This is a genomic window from Rothia dentocariosa ATCC 17931 (assembly GCF_000164695.2).
GTDB classification, from domain to species: Bacteria; Actinomycetota; Actinomycetes; order Actinomycetales; family Micrococcaceae; genus Rothia; species Rothia dentocariosa.
Map to the genome: position 1 here is coordinate 1468549 of NC_014643.1, position 18792 is coordinate 1487340.

At 56.0% G+C, this 18792-nt stretch carries 18 protein-coding genes; 14 read left to right on the plus strand and 4 right to left on the minus strand.

Annotated elements, in window-relative coordinates; translation table 11 throughout:
• Positions 1-115: 115 nt before the first annotated feature.
• Positions 116-598 carry a hypothetical protein gene (locus tag HMPREF0733_RS06380; RefSeq protein WP_244864661.1) on the minus strand — a complete coding sequence of 161 codons (483 nt, stop codon included), beginning with the start codon at positions 596-598 and terminating at the stop codon, positions 116-118.
• A 198-nt stretch (positions 599-796) separates the two neighbouring features.
• On the opposite strand from HMPREF0733_RS06380, the gene purN reads away from it, so the two are divergent.
• From purN to HMPREF0733_RS06405, 5 genes are all read left to right on the plus strand, one after another.
• On the plus strand, positions 797-1360 hold the full coding sequence (gene purN / locus HMPREF0733_RS06385) for a phosphoribosylglycinamide formyltransferase (RefSeq protein WP_013398549.1): 564 nt from the start codon (positions 797-799) through the stop codon (positions 1358-1360).
• Between the two features lie 110 nt (positions 1361-1470).
• Positions 1471-3075, plus strand: coding sequence for a bifunctional phosphoribosylaminoimidazolecarboxamide formyltransferase/IMP cyclohydrolase (gene purH, locus HMPREF0733_RS06390; protein ID WP_013398550.1), 1605 nt, complete (start codon positions 1471-1473; stop codon positions 3073-3075).
• 147 nt (positions 3076-3222) lie between these two features.
• Complete coding sequence (locus HMPREF0733_RS06395; RefSeq protein WP_013398551.1) at positions 3223-3792, plus strand: TetR/AcrR family transcriptional regulator; 570 nt, start codon at positions 3223-3225, stop codon at positions 3790-3792.
• 230 nt (positions 3793-4022) lie between these two features.
• Positions 4023-5303: a serine hydroxymethyltransferase gene (glyA, locus tag HMPREF0733_RS06400; RefSeq protein WP_041321696.1), complete on the plus strand. Its 1281-nt coding sequence runs from the start codon at positions 4023-4025 to the stop codon at positions 5301-5303.
• A gap of 109 nt (positions 5304-5412) precedes the next feature.
• Positions 5413-6297 carry a bifunctional methylenetetrahydrofolate dehydrogenase/methenyltetrahydrofolate cyclohydrolase gene (locus HMPREF0733_RS06405; protein WP_013398553.1) on the plus strand — a complete coding sequence of 295 codons (885 nt, stop codon included), beginning with the start codon at positions 5413-5415 and terminating at the stop codon, positions 6295-6297.
• Between the two features lie 160 nt (positions 6298-6457).
• On the opposite strand, the gene HMPREF0733_RS06410 is transcribed toward HMPREF0733_RS06405, so the two are convergent.
• Complete coding sequence (locus tag HMPREF0733_RS06410) at positions 6458-7294, minus strand: GntR family transcriptional regulator (RefSeq protein ID WP_238382446.1); 837 nt, start codon at positions 7292-7294, stop codon at positions 6458-6460.
• A gap of 82 nt (positions 7295-7376) precedes the next feature.
• On the opposite strand from HMPREF0733_RS06410, the gene HMPREF0733_RS06415 reads away from it, so the two are divergent.
• From HMPREF0733_RS06415 to HMPREF0733_RS06430, 4 genes are all read left to right on the plus strand, one after another.
• Positions 7377-7835 carry a hypothetical protein gene (locus tag HMPREF0733_RS06415; RefSeq protein ID WP_013398555.1) on the plus strand — a complete coding sequence of 153 codons (459 nt, stop codon included), beginning with the start codon at positions 7377-7379 and terminating at the stop codon, positions 7833-7835.
• Positions 7832-8680 carry an exodeoxyribonuclease III gene (locus HMPREF0733_RS06420; protein WP_013398556.1) on the plus strand — a complete coding sequence of 283 codons (849 nt, stop codon included), beginning with the start codon at positions 7832-7834 and terminating at the stop codon, positions 8678-8680. The genes HMPREF0733_RS06415 and HMPREF0733_RS06420 overlap by 4 nt, the downstream gene beginning before the upstream one ends.
• An 80-nt stretch (positions 8681-8760) precedes the next feature.
• Positions 8761-9825: a tryptophan--tRNA ligase gene (gene trpS / locus HMPREF0733_RS06425; protein WP_013398557.1), complete on the plus strand. Its 1065-nt coding sequence runs from the start codon at positions 8761-8763 to the stop codon at positions 9823-9825.
• Between the two features lie 17 nt (positions 9826-9842).
• Positions 9843-10427 (plus strand): 2'-5' RNA ligase family protein, encoded by a 585-nt coding sequence (locus HMPREF0733_RS06430; RefSeq protein WP_013398558.1) that lies wholly within the window; start codon positions 9843-9845, stop codon positions 10425-10427.
• Between the two features lie 87 nt (positions 10428-10514).
• On the opposite strand, the gene HMPREF0733_RS06435 is transcribed toward HMPREF0733_RS06430, so the two are convergent.
• On the minus strand, positions 10515-11831 hold the full coding sequence (locus tag HMPREF0733_RS06435) for a hypothetical protein (protein ID WP_244864662.1): 1317 nt from the start codon (positions 11829-11831) through the stop codon (positions 10515-10517).
• Positions 11832-12016: 185 nt separating this feature from the next.
• On the minus strand, positions 12017-13126 hold the full coding sequence (locus HMPREF0733_RS06440) for a mannose-1-phosphate guanylyltransferase (RefSeq protein WP_013398560.1): 1110 nt from the start codon (positions 13124-13126) through the stop codon (positions 12017-12019).
• Between the two features lie 333 nt (positions 13127-13459).
• Here HMPREF0733_RS06440 and sdhC point away from each other — a divergent pair, with 333 nt between their 5' ends.
• The 5 genes from sdhC to HMPREF0733_RS06465 all read left to right on the plus strand — a co-directional run bounded on the left by sdhC (position 13460) and on the right by HMPREF0733_RS06465 (position 18538).
• Positions 13460-13918: a succinate dehydrogenase, cytochrome b556 subunit gene (gene sdhC, locus HMPREF0733_RS06445; RefSeq protein ID WP_037231971.1), complete on the plus strand. Its 459-nt coding sequence runs from the start codon at positions 13460-13462 to the stop codon at positions 13916-13918.
• A 3-nt stretch (positions 13919-13921) separates the two neighbouring features.
• Positions 13922-14407 (plus strand): succinate dehydrogenase hydrophobic membrane anchor subunit, encoded by a 486-nt coding sequence (locus HMPREF0733_RS06450; protein ID WP_013398562.1) that lies wholly within the window; start codon positions 13922-13924, stop codon positions 14405-14407.
• Between the two features lie 42 nt (positions 14408-14449).
• Positions 14450-16213 (plus strand): succinate dehydrogenase flavoprotein subunit, encoded by a 1764-nt coding sequence (gene sdhA / locus HMPREF0733_RS06455; protein ID WP_013398563.1) that lies wholly within the window; start codon positions 14450-14452, stop codon positions 16211-16213.
• Between the two features lies 1 nt (position 16214).
• Positions 16215-17003: a succinate dehydrogenase iron-sulfur subunit gene (locus HMPREF0733_RS06460; protein WP_013398564.1), complete on the plus strand. Its 789-nt coding sequence runs from the start codon at positions 16215-16217 to the stop codon at positions 17001-17003.
• 284 nt (positions 17004-17287) lie between these two features.
• Positions 17288-18538: an amidohydrolase gene (locus HMPREF0733_RS06465; RefSeq protein WP_041321697.1), complete on the plus strand. Its 1251-nt coding sequence runs from the start codon at positions 17288-17290 to the stop codon at positions 18536-18538.
• Positions 18539-18792: the final 254 nt, after the last annotated feature.

An 18792-nucleotide genomic window follows, 5' to 3' on the forward strand; every position in this document is an offset into this window, starting at 1 on the left:
CGATATATCGGGAACACCTAGAGGGCTGGGAGTACAGCGGAATATAGCAATTGTGCCGAGTGAATCATAAGAATTCACTCGGCACAATTATTTGAAAATCTCCCCCAAGAAGGGCTTATGGAGCAGGTTGACCGATCGAAACAGAAGTATTGGCGCGCACTGCATGGTCGAAGGATTCTTGACATTGCTTCATATCTGTATCCGTCAGTGCGTGGGAGTAACACTGCCGATAGTTTTGCGCATCCGGGTTCAACGCCATGACAAGCCCCGAAAGAAGCGTCCACCCCGCAAAAAGAAGGCTTAGCCCCGCGGCAACGTAGAGAATCCACGGCCCCCGCCCTTGGGCATTGCGCACTATCGCCATAATGGTCAGCCCAATCCCCAGAAATACCAAGACAAAAAGCAGAAGAAACAGGGGGAAGGGGCTCAGCAAGAAGGGGGTTCCCGATAGGGTCAGCATAGAACCCGCAAGCAATAGCCATAAACTGCGCATCAGCTTGCGGCGGCGTTCTTCGGGAGTGAGCTGCGGACGCTTCGGCGCAGGCGGCATCGGTTGCTGCGGCGGCACTTGGGGGTACGACGGGGGCATATTTGACATAGGTTAAGGGTACCTCCCTGCGGTGGTCTGCGGTCACGAGAATCACCGTGAAACCCTGAAAATCTGGACTGGGGGAGGGCCGCCAGCTTATCGTTTCGGAATTGGCTTAACTACAGAATTTCTGGTGCGGTGCCCGTGGTATAGGTGCTACCCAGCCGCTATGTGATGCGCTAAACTATTGCTGTGCGAATTGTGATAATGGTCTCTGGATCCGGTACTAACCTGCAAGCTATTCTCGATGCCGTAAAGGCTGACGAGCTAAACGCAGAGATCGCCGCCGTAGGCGCAGATAAGCCCTGCACCGGCCTTGACCGAGCCGCCGCAGCCGGGGTTGAAACCTTTCTGATCGAACCGACAGACTATGCTGACCGCGATCAATGGAACCGCGCTCTCGAAGAGAAAATCGCCTCCTACACCCCCGATTACGTTGTATTCGCCGGGTTCATGCGCATTGTGGATGCGCAGCTGGTCGCCCGCTTCGAGAACCGGATTATCAACACTCACCCCGCGTTGCTGCCCTCATTCCCCGGGGCACACGGTGTGCGGGATGCGCTCGCCCACGGTGTTAAAATCACCGGGCTGACGGTTCATTTCGTGGATTCCGGGGTCGATACCGGCACGATTATCGCCCAGGCTGCGGTGCCCGTCGAGGACGGTGACACCGAAGAAAGCCTGCATGAGCGCATCAAGGTGCAAGAACGTCAGCTCTTGGTGCGGATCCTTGCAGAATTCGCTGCCCTCCCCAAAACTCAAAACCCCTAGAACTTCCTGCCCGCACTGCGCCGCATCCCGGTGCATGCGGGCAGTATTAAAACCCCGCCACGGGGTACCACCCATTCACCGAGCAAGAAGCAACGGAGTAATTAGTGTCTATGAAGAAGCTCGATCGTCTGCCCCTGCGCCGCGCCCTCATTTCCGTGTACGACAAGACTAATCTGGCGGAGTTCGCCCGCGGTCTGCACGAGGCAGGCGTGAAGCTGGTGTCTACCGGTTCAACCGCATCCACGATCGCCGCCGCGGGTGTGCCCGTCACCGAAGTTACCGAGGTTACCGAGTTCCCCGAGTGCCTGGAGGGCCGCGTGAAGACCCTGCACCCGCGCATCCACGCCGGTATTTTGGCCGACCGCCGCAAGCAGGAGCATATCGACACCCTTAACGAGCTCGACGTTGAGCCCTTCGACCTGGTGGTCGTGAACCTGTATCCTTTCGCAGAGACTGTGGCATCCGGCGCCGACCAAGACGCTATTATCGAAAAAATCGATATCGGCGGCCCCTCAATGGTGCGTGCCGCCGCGAAGAATCACGATGCGGTTGCCGTCGTGGTAGACCCCAAAGACTATGAACGTACCGTGACCGCCGCTCGGGATGGCGGGTTTTCCCTGGAGGAGCGTCGCCGTCTGGCCGCCGGTGCCTTCGCCCATACAGCCGCTTACGATACCGCCGTCGCTACCTGGACCGCCGCGCAGTTCCAGCAGGATGAAGACGCTAACTTCTGGCCCCCATACGCTGGTTTGGGCTTTGAACGCAGCGAGACCCTGCGCTACGGCGAGAACCCGCATCAGCGCGCGGCTCTGTATGTAGACCCCGCAGCAGTCCCCGGTATCGCCCAGGCTGAGCAGATTCACGGCAAGGCAATGAGCTACAACAACTATGTGGACGCCGATGCCGCCCTGCGCGCAGCCTACGATTTTGATGAGCCTGCGGTCGCCGTCATCAAGCACAACAACCCCTGCGGTATTGCAATTGCAAGCCCTAACGCCGCAGACCCGATTGCCGATGCGTACGCTAAGGCTCATGCCTGCGATCCGCTGTCCGCCTATGGCGGCGTGATTGCCGCGAACCGCCCGGTTACCAAGGATATGGCGCAGGCCGTTAAAGATATTTTCACCGAGGTTATGGTGGCGCCCGGATACGAGCCGGAAGCCCTCGAAATCCTGGAAACCAAGAAAAACCTGCGGCTGCTGGTACTTCCCGAAGGATTTGGGCGTGAGACTATCGAGTACCGCTCGATTTCCGGCGGTGCGCTCTTCCAGGAAGCCGACCGCCTTAACGCCGAGGGTGATAACCCGCAGAATTGGAAGTTGGTCGCCGGTGAACCTGCCGACGAAGCCACTCTGCGTGACCTTGAATTCGCGTGGCGTGCCCTTCGCGCTCCCAAGTCCAATGCGATCATGCTCGCCGATAACGGTGCCGCCGTGGGTATCGGTATGGGACAGGTAAACCGTGTGGATTCGTGCAAACTCTCGGTCGAGCGTGCCAATACACTCAGCGGAGAAGACCAGGAGCGTGCCCGCGGTGCGGTTGCTGCATCCGATGCTTTCTTCCCCTTTGCGGACGGCCTGCAGGTTCTTCTCGATGCCGGTATCCGTGCGGTCGTGCACCCCGGCGGCTCGATCCGTGATGACGAAGTTATTCAGGCCGCGAAGGATGCGGGCGTCACCATGTACCTGACTGGAACCCGCCACTTCTTCCACTAAATTTCGGCATTGTCTCAACAATCGAATGCGCCAGCCAGGTAGGCTGATGCACGGTGAATATTGCCAACCCAATCCGTCTGCAAAAGTTATGGTGTGCACGGGTTGGGTTGACACGCATACGGGGTAAATATTCGATAGGATTAAGACGTGCCTAAAGTCAGTGAAGAATACAAAAAGAACAGGCGTATACAGATTGTCGAGGTCGCCCGTGAATGCTTTATTAAAGGCGGGTATCAAAAGACCTCGATGAACGAGATTATTGCCGCCACCGGGCTCTCCGCAGGAGCTATCTACAACCACTTTTCCTCGAAAGAAGAGATCATGGTAGAGGCCGCACGCCTTGATATGGCTCCCTTCGAGAAAGTGCGTGCGGATTCTCCGTGGGATTATGTTCTGGGGTTCTTGAAGATTCTTGATACGGCAAAAACCCGCCGATTTCTGCTCGCCACCTGGGGCGAGGCCGTCTCAATGCCCGCTATCAACGCCGTAGTGGGGGAGCAGATGGATCAGCTGCGCGCCATGGCGATGGAACGCTACCGTGCCTGGGGCGAACATGAACTCGATGTAACCACTGAGGAACTTGAGCAGTGGCTCAACGTCATGGGTGCAGCGGTGCTTTCGGTGCTTAGCGGGTATGTGGTGCAGACTCAGCTTCTCGGGAAAGAAAACCGTGAAGCCTATTTCGCGTATGCAACCGCTATTTTGACCCAGGAATAACCCGGTGTAGATGCGCCGCCTGCGCGTGTCTGCATCTTTCGGGGCAATACTCACGGTTCGGCATGGAAAACTCGCTGCAAGGATCGCCGCGAACATGCCAAAGAGCCCTTGGTATGGCGTCTCATACGGTGGGCGTCATATCTGTGCAGGCGCTAACCTATACGGTAAGATGAGAGTCACATCATAAGCTCTCATCACATTTTATGCAGATTCACACTTTGAGGAGTGGTATGACCGAGCAGACTCGAACCGTGCTTGAGGCTCCCCTCGCGGAGCTTGACCCCGAGGTCGCCGAAGCACTCGATCTGGAACGTAAGCGCCAACAAAACACCCTGGAAATGATCGCCTCCGAAAACTTCGTGCCGCGTGCCGTACTCCAGGGGCAGGGGTCAGTGCTGACCAATAAATATGCGGAAGGCTACCCGGGCCGCCGCTACTATGGTGGCTGCGAATTCGTCGATATTGTCGAAGAGTTGGCTATTAAACGGGTCAAGGAACTCTTCGGTGCCGAACACGCCAACGTACAGCCTCACTCCGGTGCCCAGGCGAATAACGCCGTCATGCACGCCCTGCTGACCCCCGGTGAGAAGATCATGGGTCTTTCGCTGGCTCACGGTGGGCACCTCTCGCACGGTATGAAGCTGAACGTCTCGGGTAAGCTCTACGAGGTTGTTGCCTACGAGGTAGGCGAAGACGGTCGGATCGATATGGAACAGGTTCGGCAGCTCGCACTTGCGGAGCGTCCCAAGGTTATTATTGCTGGATGGTCGGCGTACCCCCGTCAACTGGATTTCGCGAAATTCCGTGAGATTGCCGATGAAGTTGGTGCCTACCTGTGGGTTGATATGGCCCATTTTGCCGGTCTGGTGGCGGCGGGTTTGCACCCCAATCCGGTGCCGCACGCCCACGTGGTTTCCTCGACCGTGCATAAGACCTTAGGTGGACCCCGCTCCGGGTTTATCCTGTGCACCGAAGAGCTCAAGAAAAAGATCGACTCGGCTGTATTCCCTGGGCAGCAGGGTGGGCCGCTCATGCACGTGATTGCCGCGAAAGCGACCGCGTTCAAGGTTGCCGCGACCGAGGAATTCAAAGACCGTCAGAAACGCACGATTGAGGGAGCGCGCATCCTGGCAGAGCGCCTAACCCACCAGGATATGCGCGATGCGGGTGTTTCCATCGCCACCGATGGTACCGACGTTCACCTGGTACTGGTCGATCTGCGCCACCACGAGCTCACCGGTAAAGAGGCTGAAGACCTGCTGCACGATGCGGGTATTACCGTTAACCGCAACGCGGTGCCGAACGATCCCCGCCCGCCGATGGTGACCTCCGGGCTGCGCATCGGTACCTCGGCCCTGGCAACCCGCGGTTTCGACGCCGAAGGCTTTACCGAGGTCGCCGATATTATCGCTTCGGTACTGTTGCCGCAGCACGATATCGCCGCCTTGCGTGAGCGCGTGAATAAGCTCTGCGGTAAGTACCCGCTCTATGTGGGAAGTGAGAGCTGGTAAAACTTATGAAGACCCCGTTGTACGCTTTATGAAGCGTCTGCGGGGTCTTTTGCCCAGTGTAAACCTCTCACGGATGAATCCGTGACATGAACAGAAAGGAAAAACTGCTATGCCGCAGATTCTTGATGGTAAGGCAACCGCAGCCGCCATTAAATCCGAGCTGACTGAGCGCGTTGAGGCGCTCAAGGCACGGGGCATTACCCCCGGTTTGGGAACGGTACTCGTGGGAGATGATCCCGCCTCACACTCCTATGTAGGCGCTAAACACCGCGACTGCGCGGAGATTGGCATTAACTCGATCCGTGTGGATCTGCCTGCCGATATTACCCAGGAAGAGCTTGAAGCTGAGATTGATAAGCTCAATCACGACCCTGCCTGCACGAGCTATATTGTGCAGCTTCCCTTGCCCAAGCACCTTGATACTAACCGTATTTTGGAGAAGATCGCGCCTGAGAAGGACGCTGACGGTTTGCACCCCACTAACCTTGGCAAGCTGGTGCTGAACGTTTCGGAGCCTTTGGATTCACCCCTGCCGTGCACCCCGAACGGCGTGATTGAGCTGGTGAAACGCCACGGCATCGACTGGAACGGTAAGAATGTGGTGGTGCTCGGTCGCGGTATTACTGTGGGTCGTCCTCTAGGGCTGCTGTTGACCCGCCGTGAGATCAACGCAACCGCGACCTTGGCGCATACCGGTACCCAGAACCTTGACGAGGTTCTGCGCCAGGCGGATGTGATTGTCGCCGCCGTGGGTGTGCCGCATGTGCTCAAGGCGGATCAGGTGAAGGATGGCGCAATTCTGCTGGACGTGGGCGTCTCCCGTGCCGAAGACCCCGAAACCGGTAAGAAGAAACTCTTCGGCGATGTTTCTCCTGAGGCGGCCGCGAAGGCATCTTGGGTGTCCCCGAACCCCGGCGGTGTGGGCCCCATGACCCGCGCGGAGCTGCTGGTTAACGTTGTGGAGACCGCAGAACGTCAGGCAGCGAAGAACTAGCCTGGCCGTCAGCTCAACGTTCCGTGCCGCAGCACGTGAGAAGGCTCTGAGGATAACCGCGCGCCATTATGAAACACTCTAGGTACGACAATGCCCGGGTGCATATTGTTGTCGCACTCGGGCACTGTTATCGCACGTCTTATGCCTGTTGTGGAGTTTTTTACAGCAGCATCTCGTAAAAATAGGCATCCCCTTTATAGAGCGTCACGCTGTGCTCAACGGGTGAACCCTGCGAGGTATAGCTGGTGGTGGTCACCTTGAACGCGGCGGCACCCACGGTTGGCAGATGATTGAAGGCTTCCGCATCCGCCTCGGTCATCAGGGTTGCTTCCATGCGCATCATGCCGTGTTCGATTGTGTACTCGCAATGGTCGTGAGGATCTTTGCGTGAACCGCCAGAGGCCATCGTTTCAAGCAGGCATGTTGCAACCTCAGGCGCCAAATAGGCGAGCTCAAAACCGATAGGCTCACCCTCAGCCAAGCGCAGACGCTTAACCAAAAGCACCGAAGAATCTATGGTGACACTCAAATAACGTGAAATTTCTTCTGTCACCTCAACCCACTGGGTTGAAAGCATTCTGGTCGAAGCCTGCAGCCCGCGCCGCTCCATATCTTCGGCGAACGAGCATACCCGCGGAATGTAGCTTCCCTGAGAACGATCGGCAACGTACGTTCCAGAACCCTGAACGTTATAGATAAGTCCGCGTTCCAGTAGAGCCTTGATAGCATTGCGCACCGTCTGGCGGCTTACCTTGAACTTCTCCTGAATAGCGCGCTCAGTCGGGAGTTTATCTCCGGGAGAACCCGGGATTACATATTTTTGTTCTAGGTAGCGAATAACTTGCTCATATTTAGGGCCAGGAACCGGCGGGAGCATGGTGGGATCGTCGTGAAGTTCCTCAGCGTTCTCCATCATAGAACCACGTGCAGAAGCCTCGGGTGCCTCGTGGGAACCCGAGTTAGAGACAGAACCTGAAAAGTTGAGTGAATGAGTCATCACAGATAGTTTACGCCTATCCGGCCCTAAAAGCGTTGCACTACGTGTATGTCGAGGCATTTATCCTGGCATAATTGATGTTATGCACACACGCGAGCAAAATTCTGTGACCACCGCCGACTCCGATAACGCCTCCGTGCGTAAAGCCATCGTTGGGTCCTGCATCGGCGTTGGGCTCCTTGTACTTCTTCTCGTTCTAGCAATTTTCAACGCCAACAGCGTGCTCGGTTGGATCCTGGCCGGCCTTATTCTTGGATGGCTGGCGCTCGCCGTCTACTTAGTGCGTATCGTGCTGGTATCCATCAAACAGGATCGTGCCGAATTTAGCCGCATCCACCGCGAAGAATCGGATGCGATGCTCGCCGATAAACTTGCCCACAGCTTTCAGATCGTGCTTGTGCAGTCACGCGAAATTGCCAACTACCTCACGGACGACAGCGAAGAATCTCGCGCCATGATAGAACGGGCTTTAGATACTATTAACACCACAGCGTCCAATGGGATGGGAATGGTCAACGACGAAATGAGGGGTGAAGAATGAGCCGCGCCGCTAAAACTCTGCGCGTCGCCAGCGTGAACGTCAACGGTATTCGTGCCGCCTACAGGAAAGATATGGCCACGTGGCTCGCTGGCCGCGACGTTGATATTCTCTGTCTGCAGGAGGTTCGTGCCCCCGATAAGATCGTGCGCGAACTTCTCAACGAAGACGACTGGAATATTCTGCACGCCGAAGCCGCCGCCAAAGGACGCGCCGGGGTATTGGTGGCAACCCGCAAGCACCCCAATGCGAACGGTGAACTGCTGAAAAACCAGCCTGTTGCCACCCGCTCCACGATCGGTGAAGACTATTTCGCGGACGCTGGCCGTTGGGTTGAGGCGGACTACACCCTGCCCACCGGCGAAACCCTGACCGTCGTAAGCGCCTACGTGCACTCCGGCGAGGTTGGTACGCCCCGCCAGGATGACAAGTACCGCTTTCTCGACCGCATGCTCGTGCGCCTACCCGAACTCGCTCAGCACTCGGATCACGTGCTCATTGTGGGAGACCTCAACGTGGGGCACACCGAGCTCGACATTAAAAACTGGAAGGCAAACCAGAAACGCGCCGGTTTCCTGCCCGAAGAACGCGCATACTTCGATAAATTCTTTGGCGAAATCGGCTATGAAGACGTGGCGCGTAAACTCGCGGGTGAAGTGCCCGGACCCTATACCTGGTGGTCCTACCGCGGCAAAGCTTTCGATAACGACGCCGGGTGGCGCATCGACTACCATATGGCTACCCCAGCGCTCGCCGCGAAAGCCGTGGAAGCAACGGTCGATCGTGCCGCCTCCTATGATGAACGGTTCAGCGATCACGCGCCGCTCGTCGTCGATTATCAGTTCTAGAATTCACCCGCCGATAAGATGCCGGATGCGCTGGCTAACCGGCCGTCCGCATCGTGCGCCCCTTGAAGAAAGTATCTATCATGTCTGACGAAAAGAAACAGGATAAATCACTCATTCCCAATGCGTCTTTGGATCGTGTGCGTGTCTACTCCGGTGCGCAGCCTTCCGCAGATTCGATGCATTTGGGCAACTATATTGGCGCGGTGAACAACTGGGTTGCCTTGCAGGAGGACCCCGCCAACGAGTGCCTGTTCTTTATTCCCGATATGCACGCTATCACCGTGCCCCAAGACCCACAGTCCCTGCGCGAACGCACCCGTCTGACCGCTGCCCAGTATATTGCCGCCGGTATTGACCCTGCGCGTTCCCCGTTCTTTGTGCAGTCGCAGGTGCCTGAGCACGCGCAGCTTGCTTGGGTACTGAACTGTTTCACGGGTTTTGGTGAGGCATCTCGCATGACCCAGTTCAAGGACAAATCGCAGAAGCAGGGTGCTGATAACGCCTCGGTGGGGTTATTCACCTACCCGGTGCTGATGGCGGCGGATATTCTGCTGTACCAGGTCGATGGCGTACCGGTGGGAGAGGATCAACGCCAGCACCTAGAGCTTACCCGCAACCTGGCGCAACGGTTCAACTCGCGCTTTGGCGAAACCTTCGTGGTGCCCGAACCTATTATTGTGAAGGAAACCGCCAAGATCTATGATTTGCAGGAGCCGACCTCGAAGATGTCGAAATCTGCCGCCTCCGATAAGGGGCTTATCAAACTTTTGGATGAGCCGAAGGCGACTGTGAAGAAGATTAAGTCTGCCGTGACCGACGACGGCTCCGTTATTGCTTATGATCGTGAGGCGAAACCTGGCGTCTCTAATCTGCTCTCGATCTATTCCGCGATGACTGGCGAGAGTATCGACTCTCTCGTCAAACGTTATGAGGGTAAGATGTACGGTCATCTCAAGGTTGATTTGGCAGATGTTGTGGTCGAGAAACTTTCGCCCCTGCGTGAGCGTACCCTGGAGCTTATGGCGGACCCCGCCGAGCTTGACCGCTTGCTGGCACTGGGCGCTCAGAAAGCTCGTGAAATAGCGACTGTTACTATCGAGAATGTCTACGATAAAGTGGGTTTTTTGCCCGCACAGCGCGGCTAGACCGAAGGAGGTACGCTGTGACTGTTAAGAACACCTGCGAGAATCTATCACACACTGAGGCATCGCCCACTCTTCACCCCGGGCAGCGTTATTTGAGTCTGATCGCCCACGTGAACGGACCGTTGGGGCAGCGTCTTGTGGACTGGAAGAAGAGAACCGGCATGACTCTTCCCACTGATTTGAGTAATCATGTGACTGTGTATGTTAGCGAGCTGACCGAGCAGAATGAGAACGACTGGCGTTCGGATGCACTGGCGCATTCACTCGCCGCAATTGGTACGGTGCAGGCGCGCGCTGGGGGAGTGTGCACCTTCCGCCCAAACTCTGAGGTGGAGTATCTGGACATTATCTTAGGCGCCGATACTTTTGCCGAACTTCATGGCGCGTGCGTGCAGGAGTTAGGGCAGTGGGCATCGCCTTTTCCTTACGTTCCGCATATTACCTTGGGGCGTTCTTTGACGCCGGATCAGGTGCGGCAAGCGCATCGGATTTTCGACGATTTACCAGAACAAGAACGCTCGTTCACGGTAGATACTCTGCACGTGTATGCTTATGATGGCGCTGATTGGGAACCTCTGGGAGCACTATCTCTTAAGTCTTAGCTGCGCCCCACAATCTTAATATATATACCTACAGAGCAAGCCCCGATACCGGTTCAGGTATCGGGGCTTGGACTCTCTAACTTCTTCCTAGTGGGATTCCGCAGGTACGGGCGCCGCATTCGCGGAAGAGACACCGCTGAGTTCATTAGGAACCTGCGGCAGATCAATGCTCATGAGGGTCTTTGGATGAGAAGCATCCGAGAGTGATACCGCGTGAAGCTTCTTCGTCTCAGGGTCGGTTACGTAGGCGGTTTTACCGTCTACCCACAATGCCGGGCGAGGATCCTGCCAAGTTTCTGACTCGGTCCACGTATTCATTAGCTGTACAGACCCAAGCTCGGTGCCGTTCGCTGGGTCGTAGATACGCAGCTTACCATCTGTGGTAAGCAACAGAGCCTCGCCGTTAGGTCCGCGGCCCATGGAACGGAAGGTGTAGCTGACTCCTTTGGGGAGCGAATATACCTCTCGCGTGCGGTTGACCGTATCAATGATGGCAAACTTCTCAGGGCGCTCAAGTTTGGTGTCCTTATCCGTCTTATAATCCGCCAGAACGTAAGGGGAGTCCGCCGTTCCTGCCTGGTTGCCCGAGCGTGAATAGGGATCTTGAGGGTTTGTCACCTTTGTGAAAGTGCCGTCCCGGTAGATGAGTACGCCGTCGGTGCATCCGATCGTGAAGGTATTATCCCGCGCGATAGCTTCGCCGTGTACACCGGGGCATTCCTTGTTCTCCGTTATGGTCTTACCGTTAGCGTCTACCACGGCTGCGCCCGTGCGGGTTTTGGAATCCCCGACTGCTACGAGGTACTGGTCATTCGGCAGGGGGATAGCGAATCCGTGGTGAGGATTGGGGAGCTTAACCTGCTTGGTTTCAAGGTTAGTTGCCGTGCGTTTATTGGATACCAGGTTTGCGGGGTCGTATACGTCAAAGGTACCGGTACCGTCTGCGAATGCCGCAACCTTACCGTTATCGGCAATAACATGCCCGGTGTGGTCGGCCTGAAGCGACAGTGTCGAGAGGCTGGGAGCGGTGGTGTAGTAGTGTGAGTGGTCACCATGCGCTACCGACCATGTGCCGGTGTCGAGGAAGGTGTAGCTGGATCCATCGGCTACGATCAGATGGCGGTTATCACCCGCATCGTTCAGGCGCAGGAAACCATCTTTGTGAATATCCTGCAGAAGCTTCATATCTTTACCGTCGTACACCATCACGCCGCCGTCATAAGTGATGGCCAGGCGGGTTGACGCGCCTTTGCCTTCAACGATGGGAGATTGAGAGGCGCTTGCGTTTGAATCCCCTGAGGATGCTCCCGCCGAAGACTCTGAGGAGCCTGCAGAGGATGCACCGCCCGCGCATCCTGCAAGGAGCAGGGAGGATACGAGACCGAGTGAACTTAGTGACGTCAAAAATGATTTTCGTGTGTTGGACATACACAGAGACTATCACACATGAGAATCATTATTGAATAAGTAAGAGCCGGGATATAAATAATGGGTGGATCAGCGCGAATATCATGCCGATCCACCCGATGAGTGAGTGTTGAGAATGTTATAAACGCCATACGGCGTGGTTATTTAAGCGATGGCCGCTTTTAGAGAAGATCAGCCAAGCCGCGATCTTTGAGCTCGGCAACTGTGTCTTTCACGGCCTGAGCCTGCTCACGCGGTGCGACGAGGAGCGCATCGGGGGTATCAACCACCACGATATCTTCAAGGCCAATCACCGAGATTTTGCGGTTGCTGTTCGCGACAACAATACCGCTGCAGCCTTGATTGATCACATTGTCTTCGTCACCGAGAATTGTGAGACCTTCACCATGCTTCTCTTGGTTAAGACGGGCAACGGCATCAAAGTCTCCCACGTCGTCCCAGCTGAAGGAGCCGGGGACCATCGCAACATCGCCAGCAGCAGCGGCAGGCTCAGCAACGGCGTAGTCAATTGCGGTCTTGGGGAGAGTGCCCCAAGTCTGTTCCATAATGCTCTCACGCTCGGGAGTATCCCAAGCCTTGGCGATCTTCATAACCCCGGCGTAAAGCTCGGGCTCGTTCTTTTCAAGATGCTGCAGCATCAGGGATACGGGTGCCACAAACATACCTGCGTTCCAGGTGTAGTCCCCGGAATCTAGGTATTTTTGTGCGGTTTCGCTATCGGGTTTTTCAACAAAAGACTCGACCGCAAGGGCGTTCGGTGCGTGAGCAAGCCCCAGTGGAGTGCACGCTCTGATATATCCGAACGCGCTCGACGGCTCGGTGGGGGTAATGCCGATAGTGACAATCTTTCCTGAAGCTGCCGTGATAACCGCCTCGGTCACCACGCGTTGAAATTCATCAACGGGGTTGATGACGTGATCAGCGGCAAAGGAGCCAATAATCGCATCCGGTTCACGCTCGTGAATAATAGCGCACGCTAAACCAATAGCGGCTGCAGAATCCTTCGGGGAGGGCTCCAAGACGAGGTCAGAGGCTCGTAATTCGGGAATCTGCTGGGTTACAGCGTTGGCATGAGAAGTGCCGGTCACGACCATGACGGAGCCGTTGCTCAAATCAATGAGACGGTCGTAAGTATCACGCAAGAGCGATTTACCTGAGTCTGTGAGGTCGAGAAGGAACTTCGGCGCCTGAGCACGCGAAAGCGGCCACAAACGCGAACCAACACCGCCAGCTGGAATAAGCGGGCGGAAACGGGTTAATGCAGTATTCATCAGTTCCAGAATACCGGGGGCTTTTGTAATATGCCGAATTCTTAGAGTGATTTCCAGGAAAGTCTCAGATAAAAAATATCAAGAGATGCATCACATTAGGTAAAGGTTAGTTCCGCATGAACTCAGCTCACGGAGGGGTATCGCAAAATAACTATTTCGTAATTAACCTTGTAGTTTCCTGCGAAATAGAGCGACGAGGTGTCAATAAGTCTGTGAATTACCTGGTATCTTGAAACTAACAATATGAAATCACAGGAGTTGCTGAGCGCGCTTCCCGCCGAGGTTAAACACACAGACCCCGACGTCGTCTCAGCGGCGACAGGAGGTTATTCAGTGCTGAATAGTTCAAAGGGGACCCTGTACCGCGGCCGATGGGGCATGTGGTCTTGGGTTGCTCATCGTGTGACAGGTATCGCTATATTCTTCTTCCTACTGGTTCACGTACTTGATACCGCCGTTGTCCGTATCTCTCCCGAGGCATACAATAGCGTTCTCGGTCTCTACAAAAACCCCGTGATGGGTCTGGGAGAGACCGCGCTCGTGGCAGCCATTGTGTACCACGCCTTCAACGGTATTCGCATTATTCTCATCGACTTCTGGGGAACAGCTACTAACGCCAAAGTCGAGCACGTGATGAGCAAAGGCAAAGACGGTTCCCCCGAAATCAACCAGAAGGCTACCTACCCGCACATCAAGATTCTGTGGGTTGTTCTGTTCCTGTGGGCAATTACCGTTGCAGGATTCGCGGCTCGTCACCTGCCGATCGTATTCTCACACCTTGGAGGTCACTAAGCCATGTCTACTCCACTCAAATCACGCGTTTCGGTTCCTCGCCTGCGCGATAACAAGATTGATGGTGTGAAATATAACCGCTCCTCCAGCAAGCGCAACAACTTTGAAATGTTCGCCTGGCTGGGGATGCGCCTCTCCGGCGTCGTGTTGGTTGTCCTGATTTTCGGGCACCTCTTTGTGAACCTCATGGTGGGGGACGGCATTCACGCGATCGACTTCGGCTTCGTGGGCGGTAAATGGGCAAACCCCTTCTGGCAAATCTGGGATCTGCTGCTGCTGTGGCTGGCTATGCTCCACGGCACCAACGGCATCCGCGTGGTCATTGACGACTACGCCGAAAAGGATCGTGTGCGTGTGTGGCTGAAGATCATTCTCTTCGCAGCATCCGCTTTTGTGCTGCTGGTTGGAACCCTCACGATCTTTGCTTTTGATCCCTGCCCCTCGGGCGCGGCGGCTAATCTGCTGCCTAGCTTCTGCCCGGCCCACTAAGGGTAAAACACTAAAGATTTTTGACATACGAGAGAGAGCATCATGCAGGTACATAAGTACGATGTAGTGATTGTTGGCGCTGGCGGCGCAGGTATGCGTGCCGCTATTGAGGCGGGGCAGCGCGTACGAACCGCGGTGCTGACGAAGCTATACCCCACCCGCTCGCACACCGGTGCGGCACAGGGCGGTATGTGCGCCGCTTTGGCCAACGTTGAGGAAGACAACTGGGAATGGCATACCTTTGACACCGTCAAAGGCGGCGACTACCTTGTCGATCAGGATGCGGCAGAGATTATGGCGAAAGAAGCCATTGACGCCGTGCTCGACCTTGAAAAAATGGGTCTTCCCTTCAACCGTACCCCCGAGGGGCGCATTGATCAGCGTCGTTTTGGCGGGCATACCCGCGATCACGGTAAAGCCGCCGTGCGTCGCGCATGTTACGCTGCCGACCGCACGGGTCATATGATTCTGCAGACCCTCTACCAGAACTGCGTGCGTCACAATGTCGAGTTCTACAACGAGTTCTACGTGCTCGACCTCATTATGTCAGAAGACGAAAACGGCAACCCCCGACCTGCAGGTGTTGTCTCCTACGACCTGGCAACCGGCGAAGTACACGTTTTCCAATCGAAATCCGTGATTTTCGCATCTGGCGGATGCGGCAAGATCTTCAAGACCACCTCAAACGCGCACACCCTCACCGGCGACGGCATGGCAATCGCCCTGCGCGCAGGTCTTCCCCTAGAGGATATGGAATTTGTACAGTTCCACCCGACCGGCCTTGCGGGCCTGGGTATTCTTGTGACCGAGGGTGCCCGTGGTGAAGGCGGTATTCTGCGTAACTCCGAGGGTGAGCGTTTCATGGAACGATACGCACCGACCATTAAGGACCTAGCTCCCCGCGATATCGTGGCTCGTGCAATGGCGAACGAGGTGCGTGAAGGTCGCGGCTGTGGACCGCATAAAGACTATGTGCTTCTAGACCTCACTCACCTAGAACCAGCGCATATCGACGAGAAACTGCCGGATATTACCGAATTCGCGCGTACCTATCTGGCAGTTGAGCCGCACCACCAGCCTATTCCGGTGTTCCCCACTGCGCACTATGCGATGGGCGGTATTCCAACGAACAACGATACCGAGGTGTACCGCAACAGCGAAGAGACTATTCCAGGACTATACGCAGCCGGTGAGGTTGCCTGCGTGTCGGTGCACGGTGCAAACCGTTTAGGAACCAACTCGCTGCTGGATATTAACGTGTTCGGTAAGCGTGCTGGCCGCCGCGCCGCAGAATACGCCGCATCCGCAGAATTCGTGCCCGTTCCGGACGATGCTGCCGATCGCACTCTCGCGATGCTCAACGGTATTCGTGACGGGCAGGGCACTGAAAAGGTTGGCGCTATCCGCACCGAGCTGCAGCGTGTGATGGAAGCCGATATGCAGGTTTTCCGTACCGAAGAAACCATTCGTAAGGCACTCGCCGCCATTGACGAACTCGAAAAGCGCTACGCAAATATCTCGATTCAGGATAAAGGCAAGCGCTTCAACCTTGACCTGTTGGAGGCCGTTGAGCTCGGCTTCCTGCTACAGCTCGCCAAGGTGATGTCGGTGGGCGCACTGCACCGCCAGGAATCCCGAGGCGGTCACTACCGTGAGGACTTCCCGAAGCGCGACGACGTGAACTTCATGAAGCACTCGATGGTTTATCTAGATCCCGAGTCTGAGTTTGAGGGTGTGCAGGGTCTGCGTTTTGATACCAAGCCCGTTGTCTACACTCGTTACGAGCCCAAGGAGCGTAAGTACTAAAATGGCTGAACACGAAACTCCCGAACCGGAATCGGTCAAGCTCTTTGAAGGTATGTCCGGTTCAGACTCCGGGAACATCCCCACCTATGACGTGACGATTCGCGTGCGCCGTTACAACCCCGAAGTATCGGATAAAGCATACTGGGATGACTTCAATCTGACCATGTACCGCACCGACCGCGTGCTGGATGCATTGCACAAGATCAAGTGGGAACTCGACGGCTCGGTCTCATTCCGTCGTTCCTGCGCGCACGGTATTTGCGGGTCGGATGCGATGCGCATCAACGGACGTAACCGCCTAGCGTGCAAGACCCTGCTCAAGGATTTGGACATTACCAAGCCCATTATCGTTGAGCCGATTAAGGGTCTTCCCTGCGAAAAGGACCTGATTGTCGATATGGAGCCTTTCTTCCAGGCGTACCGCGAGATCATGCCCTTCTTCATCAATGACTCGAATGAACCGGAACGTGAGCGTCTGCAGTCTGCGGAAGAACGCGCCCGATTCGACGACACCACAAAGTGTATTCTGTGCGCGGCTTGTACCTCCTCTTGCCCCGTTTTCTGGACGGACGGTCAGTACTTCGGTCCTTCTGCCATCGTGAATGCGCATCGTTTTATCTTCGATTCGCGTGATGACGCTGGGGATCTGCGCTTGGAAATCCTCAACGATAAAGAAGGCGTGTGGCGCTGCCGCACAACCTTCAACTGCACCGAGGCTTGCCCGCGTGGCATTCAGATCACTAAGGCTATTGCCGAGGTCAAGCAGGCTATTTTGGCGCGAGCCCTCTAAGCCTAGCGGCTGGAGAACTCGTAGAGACACAAAATATGCGGTGTGGGTGCAAGGTTGGTGACGCCCACACCGCATTTTTGTTTGCGATATTAGGACGAACTGATGCTCGCTAGATAATTTCCGCGTCTGCAGGCGGCGGTTTCAGTCTCGTCACAATCCGTCACAATGTCATAAACCGGCCACACAACGCGATGATTCGTCACGTCACGTACAAAAACTTCAACGAACGTAAGAGGGCCGCCGGAAGGTGTGTACTGGCTGCGGATTCGCGCTATTCTCGAACTATGGTTTTTGCAAACTCACGTTACGATCTTTCGACCCCTGTCTTCGACGACTGGGTGGCTCGCATGATGCCTACCCTTGTGGAATTCCGCCGCGAGGTGCACCGTACCCCGGAGCTCTCATTCCGCGAGGTGAAAACGACTGAACGCATTATGACGACGCTGCGTGAGGCAGGGCTGAACCCTATCGCCTGCGAAGGCACCGGCTGCTACGTTGATATCGGAAACGGACCGTTTGCTTTAGCTCTTCGCGCCGATATTGATGCGCTTCCCATCGTCGAACAGACGGATCTGCCTTATTCATCGACCATACCCGGGGTGATGCACGCCTGCGGGCACGATATTCACCAGACCGTCATGCTCGGGGTTGCTCTGGCGCTTCACGAGCTGAACGAAAAGACTCCGCTGGGGCGCAGCGTGCGGATCCTGTTCCAGCCCGCCGAGGAACAGTTGCCGGGCGGGGCTGTGCAGATGATTGAGCAAGGTCTTTTACGCAATATCCCGCGCGCTTTTGCCCTGCATTGCGATCCGAAGGTTGAACTGGGGAAAATCGGCACGCGCATCGGGGCGATTACGAGTGCTTCAGACACGATTAAGATTCACCTGAGCGGTCATGGCGGTCATACCTCTCGACCGCATCTGACCGAGGACCTTATCTACGCGATGAGTCAGATTGCCGTGCAGGTTCCTTCCGTGCTCACACGCCGTACCGATGTGCGTTCCGGCGTGCTGGTCGCGTGGGGGCAGGTGAGCGCCGGGGTTGCCCCGAACGCTATTCCCGCTGAAGGCTATTTGGCGGGCACTATGAGATGTCTGGATGTTGAGGTGTGGCGTCAGGCGGGTAACCTGCTGGACGAGGTAATTGAGCAAGTCGCGGTCCCCTTTGGCGTGCAGGCGAGGGTTGAGCATATTCGCGGCGTACCCCCGGTTGTCAATACCGATGCGGAAACCACCATGTTGGAAAACGCGGCGCGCGCCGAATTAGGCGAAGAGTCCATCGTGCTGGTTGAGCAATCAATGGGTGGAGAAGACTTCGCATGGATTCTGCAGGAGGTTCCAGGCTCGATGTTCCGCCTAGGCACTCGCGCCCCGGAAGATCCTGTCTACGATTTACATCAGGGTGACTACGCTCCTAATGAGCAGGCGATTGGCGTGGGTGTGCGCGTGATGGCGGCGACCGCGTTGCGTGCCGTGCGTTTTGAGCTCGCGAAGGCTGCGAAGGCCGCGAACCCGGTGCGGGATGAGGCGCGTTAATATTACGGACAACCTGTAATAGAGGATATTCCGGGCACTGGCGCCGAAGCACGCAGCACCGAGAAATATTTATGGGGCTCTCCGCCAAATCTTTACGAAAACTTTATGAAAGAACGGGTTTCGTCACAGGAGGAATACGTCAAGTGCGGGTGCATCGCCGAAATAGCGGGCATCTGCCGGGGGAGTGGGATTGCGCCTGAAAAACCAAAATAGTGATGTCTACCCTAGAAAAAACGGTGTTAAGCCGCGCATGA